This window comes from Klebsiella sp. R445 (assembly GCF_051131755.1).
Classification (GTDB): domain Bacteria; phylum Pseudomonadota; class Gammaproteobacteria; order Enterobacterales; family Enterobacteriaceae; genus Klebsiella; species Klebsiella lignicola.
Genome location: NZ_CP180446.1, coordinates 2,983,337 through 3,003,826 on the forward strand (window position 1 = coordinate 2,983,337; position 20,490 = coordinate 3,003,826).

The following is a 20,490-nucleotide window of genomic DNA, read 5'->3' on the forward strand; positions in this document are numbered from 1 at the left end:
TCGTACAATAGTACGGAGGATTTCAGTATTTCAACAAAAACCGTCACCATTCGTCGTCGGTGTGGTTGTGATGAACTGCTGACGGACAAATGGTTTAAAACGTGATCAATCTAACACCTTGCTGATTGACCGTAAAGAAAGATGCGCTACATACAAGTGTAGCACCGTTTACTGTGTGTAAATTCATCACTACGGTTGCGGCAACCGCGATGCGCATCAAACGTCAATAACCAAAGCGCCACGGCCCTATACCCACAAAACTAACATCCCTAAGGCAACAATGTTAGGATAGTTTGTGGTCGACAATGACGGTAACAAGCATGTTAGACAAAGTTTTGAGAATTGCCACACGGCAAAGCCCACTTGCGCTATGGCAGGCGCATTATGTGAAAGATCGCCTTGAGTCCTGCCATCCTGGCCTGGTCGTAGAACTGGTGCCGATGGTCACGCGCGGCGACGTACTCCTTGATACACCGCTGGCAAAAGTGGGCGGTAAAGGTTTATTTGTCAAAGAATTAGAGCTGGCCATCATGGAAGGACGCGCGGATATCGCCGTGCACTCCATGAAAGATGTTCCCGTCGAGTTCCCTGAGGGGCTGGGACTGGTCACAATTTGCGAGCGCGAAGATCCGCGCGACGCTTTCGTGTCGAATAACTACGCCTCAATCGATGCACTGCCGCACGGCAGCATCGTTGGCACATCAAGTTTACGCCGTCAGTGCCAGCTCGCCGCACGCCGTCCGGATCTGGTGATCCGCTCGCTGCGCGGCAACGTGGGCACACGTCTCGGCAAACTCGATAGCGGCGAATATGACGCCATTATCCTCGCCGCCGCCGGGCTTAAGCGCCTGGGTCTGGAAGCGCGCATTCGCCAGCCGTTGACGCCGGAGCAGTCACTGCCTGCCGTCGGCCAGGGCGCCGTTGGAATTGAATGTCGCCTGGACGATAGCTGGACGCAGACGCTGCTGGCCCCGCTCAATCACGACGAGACCGCCATTCGGGTACGCGCCGAACGGGCGATGAACACCCGGCTGGAAGGTGGCTGTCAGGTGCCTATCGGCAGCTACGCCGAGCTTATCGATGGTGAGTTGTGGCTGCGGGCGCTGGTTGGCGCGCCGGACGGTTCGCAAATGGTCCAGGGTGAGCGACGCGGTCATCCGCAAGAGGCGGAACGTCTCGGTGTTTCCCTTGCCGAAGAGCTGCTGGATAACGGCGCCCGCGATATTCTCGCCGTGGTGTATGCCGGAGAAGCGCCGCGATGAGCATCCTGGTCACCCGTCCGCTGCCGCAAGGCGAAGAGCTGGTCAGCCGCCTGCGCTTACAAGGACAGGAGGCCTGGAGCTTTCCGCTTATTGAATTTACCCCCGGTCGCCAACTGCACGCGTTAAGCGGTCAGTTGGCCGCCTTATCGGCCGGCGATCTCCTGTTCGCGCTGTCGCAGCACGCCGTCAAGTTTGCTCACGCGCGCCTGCAGCAGCTGGGTCAGCGCTGGCCGCAGGCAGCGGACTATTTCGCGATTGGCCGCACCACCGCACTGGCGCTGCATACGGTCAGTGGTCAGAATATTCGCTACCCATTAGATCGGGAAATCAGCGAAGTCTTGCTACAATTACCTGAATTACAAAACATTGCGGGAAAGAAGGCGCTCCTTCTTCGCGGTAATGGTGGGCGGGAATTGTTAGGTGAAACGCTCCGTGAACGCGGTGCAGAAGTCACTTTTTGTGAATGTTATCAACGCAATACAAAGCATTATGATGGCGCAGAAGAAGCAATGCGCTGGCAGTCCCGCGGCATCAACACCCTGGTCATCACCAGCGGTGAGATGCTGCAACAGCTTTGGACACTGATGCCGCAGTGGTATCACGAGCGGTGGCTCCTACGCTGTCGCATTGTCGTTGTCAGTGAACGCCTGGCCCGGCAGGCCCGTGATTTGGGCTGGCAGGATATCCAGGTTGCCGATGGTGCCGACAACGATGCGCTGCTACGCGCATTACAATAACTCTCAACATTGGAAGCCATAATGACGGAACAACAAAACCAATCCGCCGTGGTTGAAGAGACCAGGGAGGCCGTGGACAAGACGCCACAGCCAGAGAATAGCGGAAAGAAAAACGGCGGTAATAAAACCAGCCTCGTCCTTAGCGCGGTGGCTATCGCCATTGCCCTCGCCGCTGGCGTGGGCCTGTTTAGTTTGAATAAACAGCAAGTCTCCCGGCAGAACGAAACCAGTACGGTGCTTGGCGACCAGGTCGCCGCGCTGCTTAAAGCGCAAGAGAGCCAGAAAAATGAATTCGAAAGTCTGCTTAAACAGCAGGCTGACCAACTCGCCGACGCAAAACATCAGCAGGAAGCACTGACGAAGCAGCTGGAAGAGGTGCAACAAAAAGTAGCGGTGATTTCCGGCAGCGATGCCAAAACCTGGCTGCTGGCACAGGCCGACTTCCTGGTGAAATCCGCCGGGCGTAAACTGTGGAGCGATCAGGACGTCACCACCGCCGCCGCGCTGCTAAAAAGCGCCGACGCCAGCCTCGCCGATATGAACGATCCCAGCCTGATTAGCGCCCGCCGCGCCATCACCGACGATATTACCTCGTTGTCAGCGGTCAGCCAGGTGGACTATGACGGTATTATCCTCAAGGTCAACCAGCTCGCGAACCAGATTGATAACCTGCGTCTCGCCGACAACAATGACGACGACTCCCCGATGGATTCCGACAGCGAAGAGCTCTCCAGCTCCATTGGCGAATGGCGCGTCAATCTGCAGAAAAGCTGGCAGAACTTTATGGACAGCTTTATCACCATTCGTCGTCGCGACGAAACGGCGGTACCGCTGCTGGCGCCGAACCAGGACGTCTACCTGCGCGAAAATATTCGCTCTCGTCTGCTGGTTGCTGCCCAAGCGGTCCCGCGCCATCAGGAAGAAACCTACAAGCAGGCGCTGGATAACGTCTCGACGTGGGTGCGGGCGTATTACGATACCGAAGATGCCACGACCAAGGCCTTCCTTGAGGATGTCGATAAGCTGAGCCAGCAAAGCATCACGATGAGCGTGCCGGATAATCTGCAGAGCCAGGCCATTCTTGAGAAGCTAATGCAAACGCGGGTCCGCAGCCTGATGGCACAGCCTGCCGTCACCCAGAGCAGCGCACCGGCTCCAGCAGCCCCTGCCCCATCGGCACCTGCGCCAGCATCTGAACCGGCACCTGCACACGCGGCACAAGGAGAGTAACGCATGTTGAAAATTCTCTTACTGTTCGCGCTGTTGATCGCCGGGATCGTGGTCGGTCCGATTATTTCCGGGCACCAGGGATACGTGCTGATCCAGACCGATAACTACAATATTGAAACCAGCGTCACCGGGCTGGTCATCATCATGATCCTCACGATGGTGGTGTTGTTTGCTATCGAATGGCTGTTCCGCCGTATTTTCCGCACCGGCGCGCATACCCGCGGCTGGTTCGTTGGTCGTAAGCGCCGTCGCGCACGTAAACAGACCGAGCAGGCGCTGCTCAAACTGGCGGAAGGCGACTACCAGCAGGTTGAGAAGCTGATGGCGAAAAACGCCGATCATGCTGAACAGCCGGTGGTGAACTACCTGATGGCGGCGGAAGCGGCACAGCAGCGTGGCGATGATGCCCGGGCCAATCAGCATCTGGAACGCGCGACTGAGCTGGCCGGGGACGATCTCATCCCGGTTGAGATCGCTCGCGTACGTCTGCAGCTGGCCCGCAATGAGAATCTTGCGGCGCGCCACGGCATTGATAAATTGCTGGAAATTACCCCCAGACATCCGGAAGTACTGCGTCTGGCTGAGCAAGCCTATACCCGCACCGGGGCGTGGAATTCCCTGCTGGATATCATCCCGTCCATGGCGAAAGCCAACGTCGGCGATGAAGAACACCGCGCTGCGCTGGAGCAGCAGGCCTGGGTTGGCCTGATGGGGCAAACTCTGGCCGACCGCGGTAGTGATGGGCTGCGTGAATGGTGGAAGAGCCAGAATCGCAAAACCCGCAGCCAGGTGACGTTGCAGGTGGCGATGGCGAACCTGCTGATTGAGAGCGACGATCACGATACCGCACAGCAGATTATTATCGACGGTCTGAAAAAGCAGTATGACGACCGCCTGGCGATGCTGATTCCGCGCCTGAAGACCAATAATCCTGAGCAGCTGGAAAAAGTCCTGCGTCAGCAGATCAAAACCGTCGGCGACCGTCCATTGCTGTGGAGCACCCTGGGGCAATCCCTGATGCGTCACGGCGAGTGGCAAGAAGCCAGCATTGCGTTCCGTGCCGCGCTGAAACAGCGTCCGGATGCGTTCGATTATGCCTGGCTGGCCGATACGCTGGACCGGATGCATCAACCGGAAGAGGCGGCATTAATGCGCCGTGATGGCCTGCTGTTGACCCTGCAGAACAATCCGCAAGCGTAACCGCCCTTTTGCTATCGCCTCTTCTGGGGGCGATAGCGCTCTCCTCAGCACCCGCTTTTTACTCTCTCTTGCTTGATTCTTGCTTTTGCCATCGGCTGCCAATCCCTGAAATAAAAAAACGCCTGCACTGAAATCAGGGCAGGCGTTAAAACAGGTCTGTTTGACAACAAATTGGGTGCTTCACTCAACGTAATGTCCATGGTGTTTGATGAGGCTAAACGCGACATCTGTCAGTGGACGATAAGCACCATTAAACGGCTCTGCATCATTCCTGAGTTTATGAGGCACTAAGGCGAACATAAGAGATGGAATGAGCATCTACCCGGTTATTATCGCACAGGATCGGGGGAAAATGTATCTGTCCGCACAATGAATTGAGACTATTCCGGGCAATAAGTCGCATCACGATAAGTGAAATATAGATAGCGATATCATGGGGATAGATGATTTTTCTGCGAGCGCAGAAAACAAAAAACCCCGCCGAAGCGGGGTTCAAAATTGGTCGGCGAGAGAGGATTCGAACCTCCGACCCACTGGTCCCAAACCAGTTGCGCTACCAAGCTGCGCTACTCGCCGATGTACTGCTTTTTTGAATTTTTAGTTCAATTCTTTAAAGTCGTGGTGCGAGGGGGGGGACTCGAACCCCCACATCCTAAGGACACTAACACCTGAAGCTAGCGCGTCTACCAATTCCGCCACCTTCGCAATTCACAACTCTATCAAATAATGGGGTGGCTAATGGGATTCGAACCCACGACAACTGGAATCACAATCCAGGGCTCTACCAACTGAGCTATAGCCACCACTACAAATCTTTTCACGCGGCCCTGTTGAAACAGTCCACCGCAGCTCAAGCACCGGGTTAAATGGTGCGCCCGACAGGATTCGAACCTGAGACCTCTGCCTCCGGAGGGCAGCGCTCTATCCAGCTGAGCTACGGGCGCTTAGCGCCGTTGCGGGGTCGGATATTACGGACTTCCCCCCCCGCTGTCTAGTGCCTTTTTAAATAAAATTACTGTTTGGTCACGCTTTGTTCATTTTGGCGTTTATTCCGCCGTTTTCTCGGTATTCCCCTGCCTGGCGAAGCCAAATACCCGATAAATGAGCGTCACCAGGGCGAGGAAAAGAATACCGACGAACAGCGACATACGGGTATCGTCGTTAAAACCCATGCCGATCAGCACACAAATCAGAAACGCCATCGTGAGATAGTTCGCCCACGGGAACAACAGCGAACGGAAAGGATGGCTGGCGATAGCCTCCTGATGGGTGTGGCGGAAACGGATCTGGCTAATCAGGATCACGAACCACGGCACCATCCCCGGCAGCACGCTGGCGCTGTAGACATAGACGAACACCCGCTGCGGGTTAGGGATAATATAGTTCAGGCAGGAGCCGACCAGCAGAATCAGAATCGACAGCGCGACGCCCACGGCCGGTACGCCGTTGCGTGAGACTTTACCAATAGCCGCCGGCAGCTGACGGTTCTTCGCCAGCGCATAGAGCATCCGTCCACAGCTGTACATACCGCTGTTACAGCCGGACAGCGCTGCCGTCAGCACCACAAAGTTGATAATCCCTGCGGCAGCCGTAATGCCGATTTTCGCGAAGGTCAGGACAAACGGACTGCCGCCCGTACCAATCTGGTTCCACGGGAAAATAGTGACAATAACGAAAATGGCACCCACATAAAAAATCAGGATCCGCCACAGGACTTTCCCCACCGCGCTACGCAGCGTGACCTGCGGGTTCTTCGCCTCACCTGCGGTGATACCAATCAGCTCAACGCCCTGATAGGACGCCACCACAATACACAGTGCCGTCAGAAAGCCCTTCCAGCCGCCGGCGAAGAATCCGCCGTGCTCGCTGAGGTTCGAGAAACCAATGGCGTGACCGCCGTTACCGAAGCCAAAGAAGATCACCCCCAGCCCCACCACAATCATCACGATAATGGTGGTGACTTTGATCATCGCAAACCAGAATTCGATTTCACCGTACAGGCGCACCGCTGCCAGGTTCGCCAGCGCCACCAGCCCGACGGCAATCAACGCCGGTATCCATTGCGCCATCTCCGGGAACCAGAACTGCACATAGACCCCGATGGCCGTAATCTCCGAGATCCCCACCGCCATCCACATAAACCAGTACGACCAGGCGGTAAGGTAGCCGAAGAACGGACTCATATAGCGGTGCGCGTATACGGCGAATGAACCGGTCACCGGCTCAAGGAACAGCATCTCGCCCATCGAGCGCATGATAAAGAAGACAAATATACCGGCGATGATATACGCCAGCAGGACGGAAGGACCGGCCCACTTCAGCGTACTTGCTGCTCCCATAAATAACCCTACGCCAATCGTCCCGCCAAGGGCGATCAGTTCAATATGCCTGGCCTCCAGCCCGCGCTGGAGTTCCACTTTTTTCTCTGTCATATAGCCTCTTGTGTTTGCCTTGCCTCCGGTTTTTATCCCTCATCCAGCGTGCTGGATAGCGCCGCACAAATGATCGACGCCACCGGGGAGTGACGGGTTTGTCACCTTGATAGCTCCCCAATGGTGTGGTGCATATACCGGTTATTTTTATGAATGAGTGAAAGGAAATAGCCTTGCCAGCGCGATGGCACCGGGTGCCCGTCGCGCGTTAAGCCTGCGAATGGTTAATGAATTTTGAGGAAATGGCAAATAAAGTATCAGACGAGTTAACTATTCACGCAGAATATGTACACAAACTCGTCGGACAGTGGTGGAATATCAGAGTTGACCGGTGTAATACCAACGTAAATATCGCAGCAGGCGGATCTGTCGTTTAATTCGGCTCGGCTGGGATACCAGACGATAAAACCACTCCAGGCCAAGGTTCTGCCAGAACCGCGGCGCCCGCTGGACATGGCCGGTGAAGACGTCATAGGTGCCGCCTACGCCCATGTACAACGCCTCGGGATAAACTTCACGGCAGTCACGCATCAGGATCTCCTGGCGCGGTGAACCCATCGCGACGGTGACGATTTTGGCTCCGCTGTCGCGGATCTGCTCAAACAGCGCCTGACGTCGATCGGCGGCGAAATAGCCATCCTGACTGCCCACGATATTGACGTTCCAGCGTGCACGCAGCTGTGCTTCAGTCTGGGCCAGTATTTCCGGCTTGCCGCCCACCAGGTAGACCGGTGTGCCCTGCGCGCCCGCGCGCTCCATCAGCGCTTCCCACAGGTCGGCCCCCGCCACGCGCGACACCTGCGCCTGGGGGTATTTTTTCCGCAACGAGCGTACTACGCTGATGCCGTCGGCGTATTTAAACTCCGCGGCCTCAATCAGCGCCCGGACCTCGGGGTTGTCCTCAACCGCCAGCATTTTCTCCGCATTGATCGCCACCAGCGTCCCCTGGCGAATCGTGCCGTCGGCGTAAAGATAATCCAGAGCGTGCTGCATATTACGCCAGCCGATAAGTTGTAAGCCTCTCAGCAGATACAACGGTGCCGAAATGGTCTCAGTCATGTCCATCCTTATCTGACCTGAGGTTGTGAAAGCGGTTTGACCCGCCGATGAATCAACCCCGCACTATCCAGCAGCCAGTACAGCAGTTTCGCCGCCAGTAAACAGATGCCAAAGATCACGAGGAAAAACACCACGCGTGAGCCAAATGAATCCAGCCCTTCGCGCGCCAGCACTATCATGTTGAAGATAGCGCCAAAACAGAAGCTATGCAGAATGGCCGCTTTATAGCGGTTAGTCTCCCGGTTGCCCAGTTCATACAGCCAGTCGAACCATTTGATGATAAGCCCGACCGCCACCGCGCCCAGCGGCACAAACCATACGCCGCCCATCACCACCAGCGAGCCGATCAGCGTGGGGGAAATAGCCAGGCCAGAGTGGTTGTTCAGCACTTCCCAGGTAAAGTAGTTGGCGGTGTTGAGCACCATCGATGGCCGACCATGCCACATCCAGCTGGGAATAAAGACGTAGAAGTCGCGGATCATCGGCGCCAGCCCCTGGAATTCGATCTTATCGTAGTTCTGCAGCAGCAGCGCCAGGTTCTCCCACGGCGAGAAGGTATCGCGGGTCAGGTACAGGAAGGTATAAAACGCCTCATCGCCGCTGACGTTCATCCCATAGCGTTTGAGCGCCAGCCAGAACATCCCCACAATCCCCAGGACGCCTGCCGCCGCCAGCATCCACAGGCTTATCCAGCCACGAATGATGCCGATAAATAAGAAGATAGCGAAAGCGATAATAATGTTGGCGCGGGTGCCGCCGACAATTGCGTAGGTCAGCAGGCCAAACGCCACGGTGCTGATCAGGAAGAAAATCCACGCCTTATAATCCTGGCGCAGGAAGTAGACCACCAGCATCGCCGGAATAAAGAAATAGAAAAATCGCTTCAACGCCACACCGGAGACTTCGCTGGAGAAGATCTGGCTGTAAGAGTTGAGCCGGAACAGCAGGAAGCCGTTATGGGCAAAGAAAATCCCAAGGCATAACAGGGCAATACCCAGCAGAATGCCCCAGGCCAGATGGGTTTCCACGCGGTTCATGGTAAACAGCGGGCGGCGCTGGCTATCGTCGGTGGCCGAGCGCAGACGGGTCTTATAGGTCACGTAGTAGACCGCGTAGAAGCACACCGACACCAGCAACGTTTGCAGCAGCACGTCCGGCGGGGCGACGCTCACATCAAAGCGGAACACCAGAATGCTGGTCAGCGGGAAGCCAAAGAAGAACGTCAGCAAAAACAGCAGCGAGAAAAACACGTTGAAGTTAAAGCGCACGCGGCGAAACTCAAAGTAGGTCAGGGTAGCGATAAACAGCGTCGACAGTAGCCAGACCACCAGCAGTCCGCAAAATGGCATTAATGTCATGAGTTGACCCCCGCCGCAATCCGCAACGCCTGCTGCCAGCCCGCGAGATAGTTCGGCCGGAAGAAAGCAATCTGGTTCTTATCAACGCCAGCCAGCTGGCGCTGCGCCTCGCGTACGACGGCGACATCCAGCGTATCGCCGGTAAACAGTACCGGGATATGCTGCTCCGTCATATCCTGCCAGAACGGATTTTCCCGGTTCAGTACACAGGGGATACCCGCCTGAATCAACAAACATAATGTCCCGATACCTTGCTGGCGGGCAAACAGGAAGTAGCCCAGATCGCAGCGACGCAGCAGGTCCAGATAATCATGAAATTCTAGCTTTTCGCTCAGTATCTGCAGGTGCGCGGCGCAGAACAACGCCGCCCCTTCCGCCTGCACTTCACGAATATAGTCCGCATTGTTTTCCGGATACCCCATCGGCAGGATCACGTTCACCGTATCGCCAAACTGCTGATGAATAGCCCGCAACGCTGCAATATGCTCGTTGCTGCGATCGCCCGAGTTACCCACCAGGATGGTCAGCGTCTGGGACTGCGGCGCGCTATCGGCCAGCGAATTAAGCGTCGGGTCCATACGCGTCGGGAAATAGAGCAGCTCGCCAGGCACGCGCGGATGGCGGCGGGCAAACCAGCTCAGATCGCCCCGGGTGGCAAACACACGCCCGACTCTGCCCTGCGCCAGGCGTCGCAGCGGGTAGAATAGACGGAACTTCAGGCTCGACGAATTCTCATACAGATCGGCGCCCCAGATATGCCAGTTAAACTGGGCGGGACGGATGCCTCCGCTCAGCAGAGCCAGCCACAGCCCGGTATTAAACTGACCGTGGAAAAAAAAGCGCTGCTGACGATTGGTCTTTGCCTTAGCAATGACCGCCTGCGCCAGCGACTTTTTCCCGGAATAGCAGGTGATCGACAACGCCGGATACGCCTCGCGCATTCCTGTTGCATCACCGACGACCATAAACTGACGCGCCTGCTCGTCATGCGCGGCCAGCTCGTCGTTAAAAAACCGCAGAACGGTCTGGTTGTGGTGCGGGATATCCGATCCCAGTACATGTATCAGTGCTGTCATGCCCGTCTACGCCAGAGTAAAAACACGCCACTACAAAGGGCGAAATAAACAATATAAGTTGCCATATACGCCTGCGCCGCGCCAATTGCACCATTCGCTGGGATCAGCCAGTGCGAGAAGGCGGTCAGCAACGTAAACTGGCTGATTTCCGTTAGTATATAAAAGCGCAGTGATGCTTTCGCGATCACCAGATAACCATAAACATAGGCACCCACCTTAAGCACATCGCCCACCAGTTGCCAGGCAAACAGGTCGCGCATCGCCGTAAAGCGGTCTGAAAATAGCAGCCAGATGGCAAAATCGCGTAGCAACCAGACGGTTAAGCTCGCCGCAGCCACTGCCGGGAGGACAAATTTTAAGGATTTGCCGATCTCGCGGGTAATCGCCGATTTGTCCGTCAATCGCGAGAGCGTCGGCAGCAGGTAGACGCTAAACGATGCGGTAATAAACTGCAGATAGGCATCGGAAATGCTGCTGACCCCTTGCCAGATCCCGACCGCTTCCCAGCCATAGCGCTCCGCCAGCAGATTACGCATCATCACGTAGGCCACCGGCAGCGTCACCGAGGTCATCAGCGCCATCAGGGTAAATTTGGAAAGCTGTCCCGCCAGGCTGTTATCCCAGCGTGGCCGCAGCGCGCTGAGCGGAATGGTCCCACGCCGCCATAACACAATGGCCGCCGGCACCACCACCAGCGCCGGTACCAGTGCCAGCCCAAGCAGCGCTCCCTGATAGCCAGCAAAATGGTAGCAACCATAGTAGGCCACGACGCCAATCAGGCTACCGGCGATCAGCGACAGGGCATTCCCCGCCGCATCGCGAAAACCTTTCATCAACGCCAGCAGCAGGTTGGCCCACGCAATCCCCATCTGAACCAGCGCCACAAGGCGAACCAGCCCCTGGTATTGGGTGTGGCCAAACAGCCCCTGGCTAATCGGTGCCGCCGCCAGCAAAAAGATGAGTGCCAGCAGCGTCGAGAAGCCGAGCACCATCGCCGAGGCGGTGCCGACCACGTTATTGAGCTGCTGCCGATCGTCGTGGTGTTGCGCGACCAGTTTGGTCACGCCATTGAAAATACCTGCCCCTGCCAGCACGCCAAGCACGGTGACCAGCTGGCGGAAGTTACCCGCCTGGCCGACCCCTGCTGGTCCATAGGAGACCGCCAGCAGTTTAACCACCAGCAGCCCGGCGCCAATTTTAACCAGCGTAGACGCGGCGGTCCACAGTGAAGCTTTAGCCAGCGACATATCAGGAGAAATAGCTCAGGAGCGAGTTAATCACCGTACGTTGGTTGGTCGACGTCAGGTTGTAGAACAGCGGCAGGCGCAGTAGACGCTCGCTTTCCTGAGTGGTATGACGATCCTCACCGCGGAACTCGCCGAATTGCTCGCCCGCCGGGCAGCTATGCAGCGGAATGTAGTGGAACACCGCCAGGATTTCCGCCTCTTTCAGCCAGGCAATCAGGTTGCTGCGATCGTCGATATCGCGCAGCTTAATATAAAACATATGCGCGTTATGCCCGCAGTCAGCAGGAATGACGGGCAGATCGATGCGACCGGCCTGGGCCAGCGGCAGCAGCGCGTCGTAATAGCGTTGCCATAACGTCAAGCGCTGCTGGTTAATCTGTTCAGCCGCCTCCAGCTGCGCCCACAGGTAGGCCGCCTGCAGATCGGACATCAGGTAGCTGGATCCGATATCGCGCCAGGTGTACTTATCCACCAGCCCACGGAAGAACTGGCTGCGGTTAGTGCCCTTCTCGCGGATAATTTCTGCGCGCTCGATCAGCTGACGATCGTTGATCAGCGTCGCCCCGCCTTCACCACCGGCGGTATAGTTTTTGGTTTCATGGAAGCTGAAACAGCCGATATGGCCGATGGTACCCAGCGCGCGACCTTTATAGGTCGACATCACACCCTGCGCGGCATCTTCAACCACGAACAGATTGTATTTGCTGGCAAGGGCCATAATGGTGTCCATCTCGCAGGCCACGCCGGCATAGTGCACCGGCACAATCGCCCGGGTTTTCTCGTTAATCACGGCTTCAATCTTCGTTTCGTCGATGTTCATGGTATCGCGACGAATATCAACGAAGACGATTTTTGCCCCGCGCAGCACAAAGGCGTTGGCGGTCGAAACGAAAGTGTAGCTTGGCATAATCACTTCATCGCCCGGCTGGATATCCAGCAGCAGCGCCGCCATCTCCAGCGAAGCGGTGCAGGAAGGCGTCAGCAGCGCTTTTGCCGTTCCGAAACGTTGCTCCAGCCATTGCTGGCAGCGACGGGTAAATCCGCCATCGCCACACAGCTTGCCGCTGCCCATCGCGGATTGCATATACTCAAGCTCGGTACCGACGACCGGCGGCGCGTTAAATGGGATCATGTTGTCACCTGTATAACCAGTACGCGGTGTTTTCCACATTCGCACCGCTGAGAATATAACGTTTAAGCGCGGCGGTATTGCCCATCTGGGTTGCCACCCGCAGTGTAGAGAGTTGACGATGTTCAGCCCAGCGCCGTGCGGCCTGCATCAGTTCCGCGCCGGCACCGCGACCGGCCAACAGGCCAATCCGGGCGTCCGTCTCGTTGAGTTGTCGCAGTGAAACAAAAGCGCGAATATCGCCATCGGCGGCGCGAAAAATCAGGCACTGGTTATCGAACGTGCCGCGTACCGCGTTTTCAATCCATTGCGCATAGAACCGGCCGCTGACGTCTGCCGCGTACCAGGGCGCGCGAAAGCGGCTTTGAGAAAACGCCTGGGCCGCCAGCTCGCGCAACCGGGGAATGTCCACCACGGTCGCCACATCACCGCATGCGCCGTCAGGAGCACCGACCGGCAGCGCCAGATCGATCTCGCCTTCCACCAACTGGAAGCCCAGTTGCTGGAGCGCATCCAGCTGTTCGCTGTTATCTGCCGCGATCTTTGCTTGCAGACGTGACCAGCCCGCCAACGCTTGCGCGGTCAGCGGTGGGGCATCGTCACGGAAACGGACTATCGCACTATGAATGCCAAAGAAGCGATTTTCCCATTCCAGGGGTTCAATACTGGCATGGAGAGACATGAGAGGTATCCCGGACAGGGTGGTCAGGGCCAGCGCCCGAAAGACAACGCAGACTGCCGTCGCTGACCAGTATTGGACTCACCGCCATACCCCTTTGGTATCGACAATATAGGTCTGCGTCACGCTGTCGCCGCTGATGGCTTTAAACTCATTATGGTCCACCAGCATCACCAGCACATCGGCACTGGCTAACGCATCCTCCAGCAAGGCCAACGAACACAGGCCATCCAGCTGCTTCGGCAGCTGGTGAATATTGGGTTCAACCACCCAGGTGTCACCGCTGTGCCAGTGGGCAATTTGCTTCGCGATAGCCATCGCCGGGCTTTCACGCAGATCGTCGATGTTGGGCTTAAACGCCAGGCCAAAGCAGGCGATTTTCAGTTCGCTGGCACGCTTGTTACTGGCTGCCAGGCAATCCGCGACCTGCGCTTTCACCTGGTTGATAACCCAGTCAGGCTTATGATCGTTGACTTCACGGGCGGTGCGGATGAGTCGCGCCTGCTGCGGGTTCTGCGCCACGATAAACCACGGGTCGACGGCGATACAGTGCCCACCAACTCCCGGGCCCGGCTGCAGGATATTGACGCGCGGATGGCGGTTCGCCAGGCGAATCAGCTCCCAGACGTTAATTCCCTGATCGGCGCAGATCAGCGACAGTTCGTTGGCAAAGGCGATATTGACATCGCGGAAGCTGTTTTCGGTCAGCTTACACATCTCGGCGGTGCGGGAGTTGGTCACCACGCATTCGCCTTCAAGAAAGATTTTATACAGTTCGCTGGCGCGCGCAGAACACACCGGTGACATACCGCCGATAACACGGTCGTTTTTGATCAGCTCGACCATCACCTGCCCCGGCAGAACGCGCTCCGGGCAATAGGCAATGTTGACGTCTGCAGCTTCACCGGCCTGCTGCGGGAAGCTCAGGTCCGGGCGCATTTCTGCCAGCCAGGCGGCCATCTGTTCGGTGGCCCCTACCGGAGAAGTCGACTCCAGAATCACCAGCGCCCCTTTCTGCAGCACCGGCGCAATAGATTTTGCCGCCGACTCCACAAAAACCATATCCGGCTCGTGCAGGTCTTTAAATGGCGTAGGAACCGCAATCAGGTAGGCATCCGCCGCAACCGGCGTGGTCGTGGCGCTTAAATAGCCCTGCTCGACCGCGGTTTTGACGACGCTCGCCAAATCCGGTTCAACGATATGAATCTCCCCACGGTTAATGGTCTCCACGGCATGTTGATTAATATCAACGCCGACCACCCGCTTCTGCCGGGAGGCGAACGCGGCAGCGGTTGGCAAGCCAATGTACCCAAGGCCAATCACTGAAATGGTAGAAAAACTCATAGCGTTACCTGATTATTATTTTTAAGTGCGGACAAAATTCGGTGACATGCCTGACCATCGCCATAAGGATTATGTGCCCGGCTCATGGCCTGGTATGCGGCATCATCCTCGAGCAGATGCGTGACTTCAGCAACGATGCGCTGACGGTCGGTCCCCACCAGACGCACGGTGCCTGCGGCAACCGCCTCCGGGCGCTCCGTCATGTCGCGCATCACCAGCACCGGTTTCCCCAGAGAGGGTGCTTCTTCCTGAATACCGCCTGAGTCGGTGAGGATCAGCCAGGCGTTATCCATCAGCCAGACAAACGGCAGGTAATCCTGCGGTTCAATCAAAATCACGTTATCAACGTGGCCGAGAATACGGTTTACTGGCTCACTGACGTTCGGGTTCAGGTGAACCGGATAGACAATTTGTACTTCGGGATGACTGGCGGCGATCTCGGCCAGCGCCTGGCAGATTTGCTCAAACCCGCGGCCAAAGCTCTCCCGACGATGGCCGGTGACCAGAATCATCTTCTTGCCATTCGCCAGGAAAGGATAACGCTGCATCAGCGTAGTACGCAGCGCTTCATCACCCAGCGCCCGATCGCGAACCCAGAACAGTGCGTCGATCACCGTATTACCGGTCACCGTGATCTGGCCCGGCGCGATGTTTTCTTTAAGCAGGTTTTCCCGCGAGGTTTCCGTTGGCGCGAAGTGCCAGGTCGCCAGGCGCCCGGTCAACGTACGGTTGCCCTCTTCTGGCCAGGGTGAGCTCAGGTCGCCAGTACGCAGACCGGCTTCAACATGCCCGACCGGGATCTGCTGGTAAAAAGCGGCCAGACTCGCGGCCATTGTCGTGGTGGTATCGCCATGCACCAGCACGACATCGGGTTTAAACGACTCCAGAACCGGCTTCAACCCCTCGAGGATACGGCAGGTAATTTCAGTCAGGCCCTGGCCTGGCTGCATGATATTGAGGTCATAATCCGGAACAATAGAAAAAAGTTTTAGCACCTGATCGAGCATCTCGCGATGCTGCGCGGTGACGCACACTTTGGCCTCAAAGTGAGGATCCTTTGCCAGTGCGTGAACCAGAGGTGCCATTTTTATGGCTTCGGGTCTTGTGCCAAATACCGTTAGTACTTTCACATCGATTCTCTTCGATTAGGTGATGAAGTCCATTTACCCTTCATCACTGGACCCGGCGACGCGATAATGCAACGCCTGCACCAATGAGCGCCCCTACGATTCCCCACATCACCATGAGGAATACACGCCGCGGGCTATCACGTTTTACAGGTTCTTCCGGCGTTCGCAAATACCGGTAAGTCTGAAAACGTGGGTCTAAGGTCGGCCCAACGTTGAGCGTATTCAGCATGGCACGACTTTGGTCATAGTCGAGATCGTATTCCGGACCAACCGCCTGCAAATTTTCCAGTCGAGCCTGCAGCATCGGCCTGCCGAGTAAAAACAGTTCGGAATCCGGCAGCTGGTCCGCCGGAATATCCGTTTCGCTACGGGAAATATTGTGCTGCTGTGCGACTTTCAACGCCTCTTCCACGCTGTGGGTGCGGCGGTTGAAAATTTCACGCGCCACTTCTTCCTGGCGTTTCACCTGCGCTTTCATCTGTACGGTACGAGCCGCCCAGGCACCGCGTAGTTCATCGTTCAGATGCCCTGCGGCACGTTGGCTGGCGAACGCGACATACTGGCGCAGCAGATTATTGGCATCCGGCGCGGTTTCCGCCGTCAGCTTCACGCTGTCGTTGACGTTTTTCAACGGGTCGCCGGGCATAAACTGAATGTTATTGATCAGCTCATCCAGCAGTGCGGCATCGGCACGGGCATTGCCCGACTGACGCTGCTTGTAGTAATCCGTTTGCAGCCAGAAATCGCGGCGGGTATCCCAGGAGCCCTGCTGCATGATGAACTCTTTGTAGGCCTGATCCATCGCCGAAGGCTGGTCGACCGGTACAAGGTTGGCTTTAATATCCAGATTGCGTAAGAACTGCTGCTGAGAATAGTAACCACCCAGCATATTGACGGTCGGCCGATCGGTTATCGCCGTTGCACTCCACTCCTGGCGAGCAAAGAAGGCGTAAACCAGAACGATCAGCGCAAATAGCACGGCCATGCCGACTATCCAGATTTTTTCTGCCCATAAGGCGCGAAACAGCCCGCGAATATCCAGCTCATTCTCAACGTTCACTGCTTGTGCTCCCGGTAATGGTTGAGTCATCACGTCCCCAGTTCTACTTGGTTAATTTTGGATTATTGCCGCTGTGCCGCCGAATTCTACGTCTGATGCGCTTAACCAGTCGCGCCACTTTCCATGCGCGTTTGATACAGTAGCCATAAAGGAAAAAGGCCAATAAAAAGAGGATTAACATCACCCATTCAGGAACGATGCGGGTGTATTCCGCCGCTACGCCCACCAGCGCCAGTATTGCCGCTGCCAGAGTAATCAGGACAAACGCCTGCCGGGAAGTAAACCCGGCACGCATGATCAGATGATGAATGTGCTGGCGATCCGGAGAGAACGGACTCATGCCCTTACGCAGGCGACGATACATAATCGCCACCATATCCATGAGCGGAATCGCAATAATCCACAGCGCGGTCACCGGGCTTATCGGGTGCGTTTTGCCCTGGGTTGTTTCCAGCAAAATCCAGATAATGGTGAAGCCAATCATGGTGCTGCCGGCATCACCCATAAAGACTTTATAACGACGGCCAAGGGCACCGAGGTTCAGTAAAATATAGGGCAAAATGGCGGCAATCATCGCAAAACACCACATTGCCAGGCTGTACTGACCGTCGAACCACAGAATCATACCGGTAGCGGCGAAGGAGACCGATGACAAACCACCGAGCAGGCCGTCGATGCCATCGACCATATTAAACGCGTTGATCGCCGCCCAAACGGCGAAGAGGGTGAGGAAGAAGCCAAACGGGCCAAGGACCAGCTCCCACGAGCCGAAGATAAAGCCCAGGCTACTCAGATGCAGATTTCCTGCCATCATCATCACGACGGCAATGGCGGCCTGGATAACCGCGCGAATTTTTACGCTGATATCAAACCGGTCATCCAGCGCCCCCACCAGCACAAGGATCCCGGCACATGCCAGGTATAAGGATGCATGGGGAATGTAATAATCGGCGATAGCAAAGGTAAAACAAATGCCTGCGTAAACTGAGATGCCACCCACTAACGGAACCAAACCCTGGTGCCGTTTTCGATAGTTAGGTTTATCCACTAACCCGACTTTTTTTGCCGCTTTGCGAGCAACAAAAATAAAAAGGGTAGTGAATAAAAAAATACTGATTAATTCAGTAATAGCAGTGAGTAAATTCACAACACATGTGCTCTCAGCATGGTTAATCCGGGAAGTATAACGACGATGTCTCAACTCCTGAAGGGGTAAAGCAGAACATTACAAATTTATTGTATAGATTTTAGTCTGTTAAAGTTGTCTCTGCCTGGAGTGGTACGCTAATCATACGATAATACCAGTTTTATTTTCCCTTCCTGGATCATACAAATCCCAAAAACAAAACGCCACGCGGTTGCGTGGCGTTTTTTTGGCTTTGTTAACTTACGAACGCTTCATCATGTCAAAGAAGTCATCGTTAGTTTTGGTCATCGCCAGCTTATTGATGAGGAACTCCATCGCGTCGATTTCACCCATTGGATGGATGATTTTGCGCAGGATCCACATCTTCTGCAGCTCTTCCTGAGTGGTGAGCAGCTCTTCTTTACGGGTACCGGAACGGTTGTAGTCGATAGCCGGGAAGACGCGTTTTTCAGCAATCTTACGAGAGAGGTGCAGCTCCATGTTACCGGTGCCTTTAAACTCTTCGTAGATAACTTCGTCCATTTTGGAACCGGTATCGATCAGGGCCGTCGCGATGATGGTCAGGCTACCGCCCTCTTCAACGTTACGTGCAGCACCGAAGAAACGCTTCGGACGGTGCAGGGCGTTGGCGTCCACACCACCGGTCAGCACCTTACCTGATGCCGGGACCACGGTGTTGTACGCACGGGCCAGACGGGTAATGGAGTCGAGCAGAATGATTACGTCTTTCTTATGCTCAACCAGGCGTTTCGCCTTCTCGATAACCATCTCAGCAACCTGAACGTGGCGAGATGCTGGTTCGTCAAAGGTCGAAGCTACCACTTCACCTTTAACCAGACGCTGCATCTCGGTCACTTCTTCCGGACGTTCGTCGATCAGCAGCACCATCAGCACACAGTCAGGGTGGTTGTACGCGATGCTCTGCGCGATGTTCTGCAGCAGCATGGTTTTACCCGCTTTCGGCGGCGCGACAATCAGACCACGCTGACCACGACCGATCGGCGAGGCCAGATCCAGTACGCGAGCGGTTAAGTCTTCAGTAGAACCGTTACCACGTTCCATACGCAGGCGAGAGTTGGCATGCAGCGGCGTTAAGTTCTCGAACAGGATCTTATTGCGCGCATTTTCCGGCTTGTCGTAGTTAACTTCGTTAACTTTCAACAGAGCAAAGTAACGCTCACCCTCTTTAGGAGGACGAATCTTACCGGAAATGGTGTCACCAGTGCGGAGGTTGAAACGGCGGATTTGGCTAGGGGATACGTAGATGTCGTCGGGACCGGCGAGGTAGGAGCTGTCTGCTGAACGGAGGAAACCAAATCCATCCTGCAGTATCTCCAGTACGCCATCGCCAAAGATATCTTCGCCACTCTTCGAATGCTGCTTGAGGATGGCAAAAATAATATCCTGCTTACGCATACGGGCCAGGTTTTCCAGCCCCATATTTTCGCCGAGAGTAATCAGCTCAGAAACCGGCGTATTCTTTAATTCGGTAAGATTCATAATGGTGTGGGTTCTTAAACTCGGGGTAGAACTCGAACTTAATGTTGTGAATGGTATGGCAGGAACTTCCATGCCTGTTAACGGCCTTCATCTCGTGCCTGTACGTTGCCTGGTCACAGGAAAGAACACAGAGCTGGAACGACAAACGGAAAGAGTGATAAGCCCGGAATTTGTAGCTTCTCGCGCATTGCTGCGGGACGCTTTGGGTAAAACAAGATTCAAACAAAGGTATGTTTAAAACGAAGTCTGAAGTTAACTTAGCACGACTCTAGCCGGGCGTCCAGAGTTCCGCTAAAAATAGGGCCCCGGACGCCGGAATGGCAAACCGCTTACGCCAGGTTGGCGTCGAGGAAATCTTTCAGTTGGCCTTTAGACAGTGCGCCAACCTTGGTTGCCGCGACTTCGCCGTTCTTAAACAGCAGCAGGGTTGGGATGCCGCGAATGCCATATTTTGGCGCCGTACCCGGGTTCTGATCGATGTTCAGTTTAGCAATGGTCAGTTTGCCCTGATACTCTTCAGCGATCTCATCCAGAATCGGGGCGATCATTTTGCACGGACCGCACCACTCTGCCCAGAAATCGACGAGGGTTAGCCCGTCAGCCTTGAGTACGTCCGTGTCAAAACTGTCGTCAGTCAGGTGAATAATTTTATCGCTCATATTTAACTCCACAGGAATAAGCCTGGTGTGTTGGTGTCGCAGACATCAACGACGTGCCGATGCTACGTTATACACGTTAATCTTCAGGATGCCTCTTTATACTGGCAGCTGTGCGACCCGGTCCCTCATGGACTTCGTCTCGCAGGCGCCAAAACAAACCGTCATCAACCCGTTTCGGGTAGATTAATCCTCCTCGGCTCGCTGAGTAGTCTAAGCTTTCGAGGATTCATTCGGTTGCCGC

17 protein-coding genes and 4 tRNA genes are annotated in these 20,490 nt (G+C 55.7%); 4 read left to right on the forward strand and 17 right to left on the reverse strand.

Annotated elements, in window-relative coordinates; genetic code table 11:
• Positions 1-320 precede the first annotated feature (320 nt).
• From hemC to hemY, 4 genes are read left to right on the forward strand one after another with little or no spacing between them, the layout of a single operon-like run.
• On the forward strand, positions 321-1,262 hold the full coding sequence (gene hemC, locus ACMYSN_RS13950) for a hydroxymethylbilane synthase (RefSeq protein ID WP_462495228.1): 942 nt from the start codon (positions 321-323) through the stop codon (positions 1,260-1,262).
• Entirely contained in the window at positions 1,259-1,999 is a 741-nt protein-coding gene (gene hemD / locus ACMYSN_RS13955; protein WP_462495229.1) for a uroporphyrinogen-III synthase, read from the forward strand. The genes hemC and hemD overlap by 4 nt, the downstream gene beginning before the upstream one ends.
• Before the next feature lie 21 nt (positions 2,000-2,020).
• On the forward strand, positions 2,021-3,229 hold the full coding sequence (gene hemX, locus ACMYSN_RS13960) for a uroporphyrinogen-III C-methyltransferase (RefSeq protein ID WP_462495230.1): 1,209 nt from the start codon (positions 2,021-2,023) through the stop codon (positions 3,227-3,229).
• A 3-nt stretch (positions 3,230-3,232) separates the two neighbouring features.
• The gene (gene hemY, locus ACMYSN_RS13965) at positions 3,233-4,429 is read left to right on the forward strand and encodes a protoheme IX biogenesis protein HemY (RefSeq protein WP_123758117.1); all 1,197 of its coding nucleotides are present in this window, start codon (positions 3,233-3,235) and stop codon (positions 4,427-4,429) included.
• 499 nt (positions 4,430-4,928) lie between these two features.
• Here the strand turns inward: hemY and ACMYSN_RS13970 are convergent.
• The 17 genes from ACMYSN_RS13970 to trxA form a co-directional block, all read right to left on the reverse strand.
• A tRNA-Pro gene (locus tag ACMYSN_RS13970) sits at positions 4,929-5,005 on the reverse strand.
• 43 nt (positions 5,006-5,048) lie between these two features.
• Positions 5,049-5,134, reverse strand: a tRNA-Leu gene (locus tag ACMYSN_RS13975).
• A 22-nt stretch (positions 5,135-5,156) separates the two neighbouring features.
• Positions 5,157-5,232: transfer RNA gene (locus ACMYSN_RS13980), tRNA-His, on the reverse strand.
• A gap of 64 nt (positions 5,233-5,296) precedes the next feature.
• Positions 5,297-5,373: transfer RNA gene (locus ACMYSN_RS13985), tRNA-Arg, on the reverse strand.
• 102 nt (positions 5,374-5,475) lie between these two features.
• Positions 5,476-6,861 (reverse strand): amino acid permease, encoded by a 1,386-nt coding sequence (gene thrP / locus ACMYSN_RS13990; protein WP_462495231.1) that lies wholly within the window; start codon positions 6,859-6,861, stop codon positions 5,476-5,478.
• Positions 6,862-7,179: 318 nt separating this feature from the next.
• On the reverse strand, positions 7,180-7,920 hold the full coding sequence (gene wecG, locus ACMYSN_RS13995; RefSeq protein ID WP_187042257.1) for a lipopolysaccharide N-acetylmannosaminouronosyltransferase: 741 nt from the start codon (positions 7,918-7,920) through the stop codon (positions 7,180-7,182).
• An 8-nt stretch (positions 7,921-7,928) separates the two neighbouring features.
• Positions 7,929-9,278 (reverse strand): common antigen polymerase, encoded by a 1,350-nt coding sequence (gene wzyE, locus ACMYSN_RS14000; RefSeq protein ID WP_462495232.1) that lies wholly within the window; start codon positions 9,276-9,278, stop codon positions 7,929-7,931.
• Positions 9,275-10,354 carry a TDP-N-acetylfucosamine:lipid II N-acetylfucosaminyltransferase gene (locus ACMYSN_RS14005; RefSeq protein WP_462495233.1) on the reverse strand — a complete coding sequence of 360 codons (1,080 nt, stop codon included), beginning with the start codon at positions 10,352-10,354 and terminating at the stop codon, positions 9,275-9,277. Before ACMYSN_RS14005 ends, wzyE begins: the two co-directional genes overlap by 4 nt.
• The gene (wzxE, locus tag ACMYSN_RS14010) at positions 10,351-11,601 is read right to left on the reverse strand and encodes an O-antigen translocase (protein WP_462495234.1); all 1,251 of its coding nucleotides are present in this window, start codon (positions 11,599-11,601) and stop codon (positions 10,351-10,353) included. Before wzxE ends, ACMYSN_RS14005 begins: the two co-directional genes overlap by 4 nt.
• A 1-nt stretch (position 11,602) precedes the next feature.
• Positions 11,603-12,733: a dTDP-4-amino-4,6-dideoxygalactose transaminase gene (gene rffA, locus ACMYSN_RS14015; RefSeq protein WP_462495235.1), complete on the reverse strand. Its 1,131-nt coding sequence runs from the start codon at positions 12,731-12,733 to the stop codon at positions 11,603-11,605.
• Between the two features lie 4 nt (positions 12,734-12,737).
• A complete protein-coding gene (gene rffC / locus ACMYSN_RS14020) occupies positions 12,738-13,412 on the reverse strand; it encodes a dTDP-4-amino-4,6-dideoxy-D-galactose acyltransferase (RefSeq protein WP_462495236.1) in 675 nt (224 codons plus the stop codon).
• 78 nt (positions 13,413-13,490) lie between these two features.
• Positions 13,491-14,753 carry a nucleotide sugar dehydrogenase gene (gene wecC, locus ACMYSN_RS14025; RefSeq protein WP_462495237.1) on the reverse strand — a complete coding sequence of 421 codons (1,263 nt, stop codon included), beginning with the start codon at positions 14,751-14,753 and terminating at the stop codon, positions 13,491-13,493.
• Complete coding sequence (wecB, locus tag ACMYSN_RS14030) at positions 14,750-15,883, reverse strand: UDP-N-acetyl glucosamine 2-epimerase (protein WP_462495238.1); 1,134 nt, start codon at positions 15,881-15,883, stop codon at positions 14,750-14,752. The genes wecC and wecB overlap by 4 nt, the downstream gene beginning before the upstream one ends.
• A 43-nt stretch (positions 15,884-15,926) precedes the next feature.
• Entirely contained in the window at positions 15,927-16,973 is a 1,047-nt protein-coding gene (gene wzzE, locus ACMYSN_RS14035) for an ECA polysaccharide chain length modulation protein (protein ID WP_462495239.1), read from the reverse strand.
• A gap of 13 nt (positions 16,974-16,986) precedes the next feature.
• Entirely contained in the window at positions 16,987-18,090 is a 1,104-nt protein-coding gene (gene wecA / locus ACMYSN_RS14040) for a UDP-N-acetylglucosamine--undecaprenyl-phosphate N-acetylglucosaminephosphotransferase (protein WP_462495240.1), read from the reverse strand.
• A 240-nt stretch (positions 18,091-18,330) separates the two neighbouring features.
• Positions 18,331-19,590, reverse strand: coding sequence for a transcription termination factor Rho (gene rho, locus ACMYSN_RS14045; RefSeq protein ID WP_002883293.1), 1,260 nt, complete (start codon positions 19,588-19,590; stop codon positions 18,331-18,333).
• 329 nt (positions 19,591-19,919) lie between these two features.
• On the reverse strand, positions 19,920-20,249 hold the full coding sequence (gene trxA / locus ACMYSN_RS14050) for a thioredoxin TrxA (protein ID WP_123758129.1): 330 nt from the start codon (positions 20,247-20,249) through the stop codon (positions 19,920-19,922).
• Between the last annotated feature and the right edge of the window lie 241 nt (positions 20,250-20,490).

What these genes read in the sequence shown, in the direction of transcription:
- hemC (WP_462495228.1), top strand. Translation starts at nt 321, where the DNA reads ATGTTAGACAAAGTTTTGAGAATTGCCACACGGCAAAGCCCACTTGCG.
- hemD (WP_462495229.1), top strand. Translation starts at nt 1,259, where the DNA reads ATGAGCATCCTGGTCACCCGTCCGCTGCCGCAAGGCGAAGAGCTGGTC.
- hemX (WP_462495230.1), top strand. Translation starts at nt 2,021, where the DNA reads ATGACGGAACAACAAAACCAATCCGCCGTGGTTGAAGAGACCAGGGAG.
- hemY (WP_123758117.1), top strand. Translation starts at nt 3,233, where the DNA reads ATGTTGAAAATTCTCTTACTGTTCGCGCTGTTGATCGCCGGGATCGTG.
- thrP (WP_462495231.1), bottom strand. Translation starts at nt 6,861, where the DNA reads ATGACAGAGAAAAAAGTGGAACTCCAGCGCGGGCTGGAGGCCAGGCAT.
- wecG (WP_187042257.1), bottom strand. Translation starts at nt 7,920, where the DNA reads ATGACTGAGACCATTTCGGCACCGTTGTATCTGCTGAGAGGCTTACAA.
- wzyE (WP_462495232.1), bottom strand. Translation starts at nt 9,278, where the DNA reads ATGACATTAATGCCATTTTGCGGACTGCTGGTGGTCTGGCTACTGTCG.
- ACMYSN_RS14005 (WP_462495233.1), bottom strand. Translation starts at nt 10,354, where the DNA reads ATGACAGCACTGATACATGTACTGGGATCGGATATCCCGCACCACAAC.
- wzxE (WP_462495234.1), bottom strand. Translation starts at nt 11,601, where the DNA reads ATGTCGCTGGCTAAAGCTTCACTGTGGACCGCCGCGTCTACGCTGGTT.
- rffA (WP_462495235.1), bottom strand. Translation starts at nt 12,733, where the DNA reads ATGATCCCATTTAACGCGCCGCCGGTCGTCGGTACCGAGCTTGAGTAT.
- rffC (WP_462495236.1), bottom strand. Translation starts at nt 13,412, where the DNA reads ATGTCTCTCCATGCCAGTATTGAACCCCTGGAATGGGAAAATCGCTTC.
- wecC (WP_462495237.1), bottom strand. Translation starts at nt 14,753, where the DNA reads ATGAGTTTTTCTACCATTTCAGTGATTGGCCTTGGGTACATTGGCTTG.
- wzzE (WP_462495239.1), bottom strand. Translation starts at nt 16,973, where the DNA reads ATGACTCAACCATTACCGGGAGCACAAGCAGTGAACGTTGAGAATGAG.
- rho (WP_002883293.1), bottom strand. Translation starts at nt 19,590, where the DNA reads ATGAATCTTACCGAATTAAAGAATACGCCGGTTTCTGAGCTGATTACT.
- trxA (WP_123758129.1), bottom strand. Translation starts at nt 20,249, where the DNA reads ATGAGCGATAAAATTATTCACCTGACTGACGACAGTTTTGACACGGAC.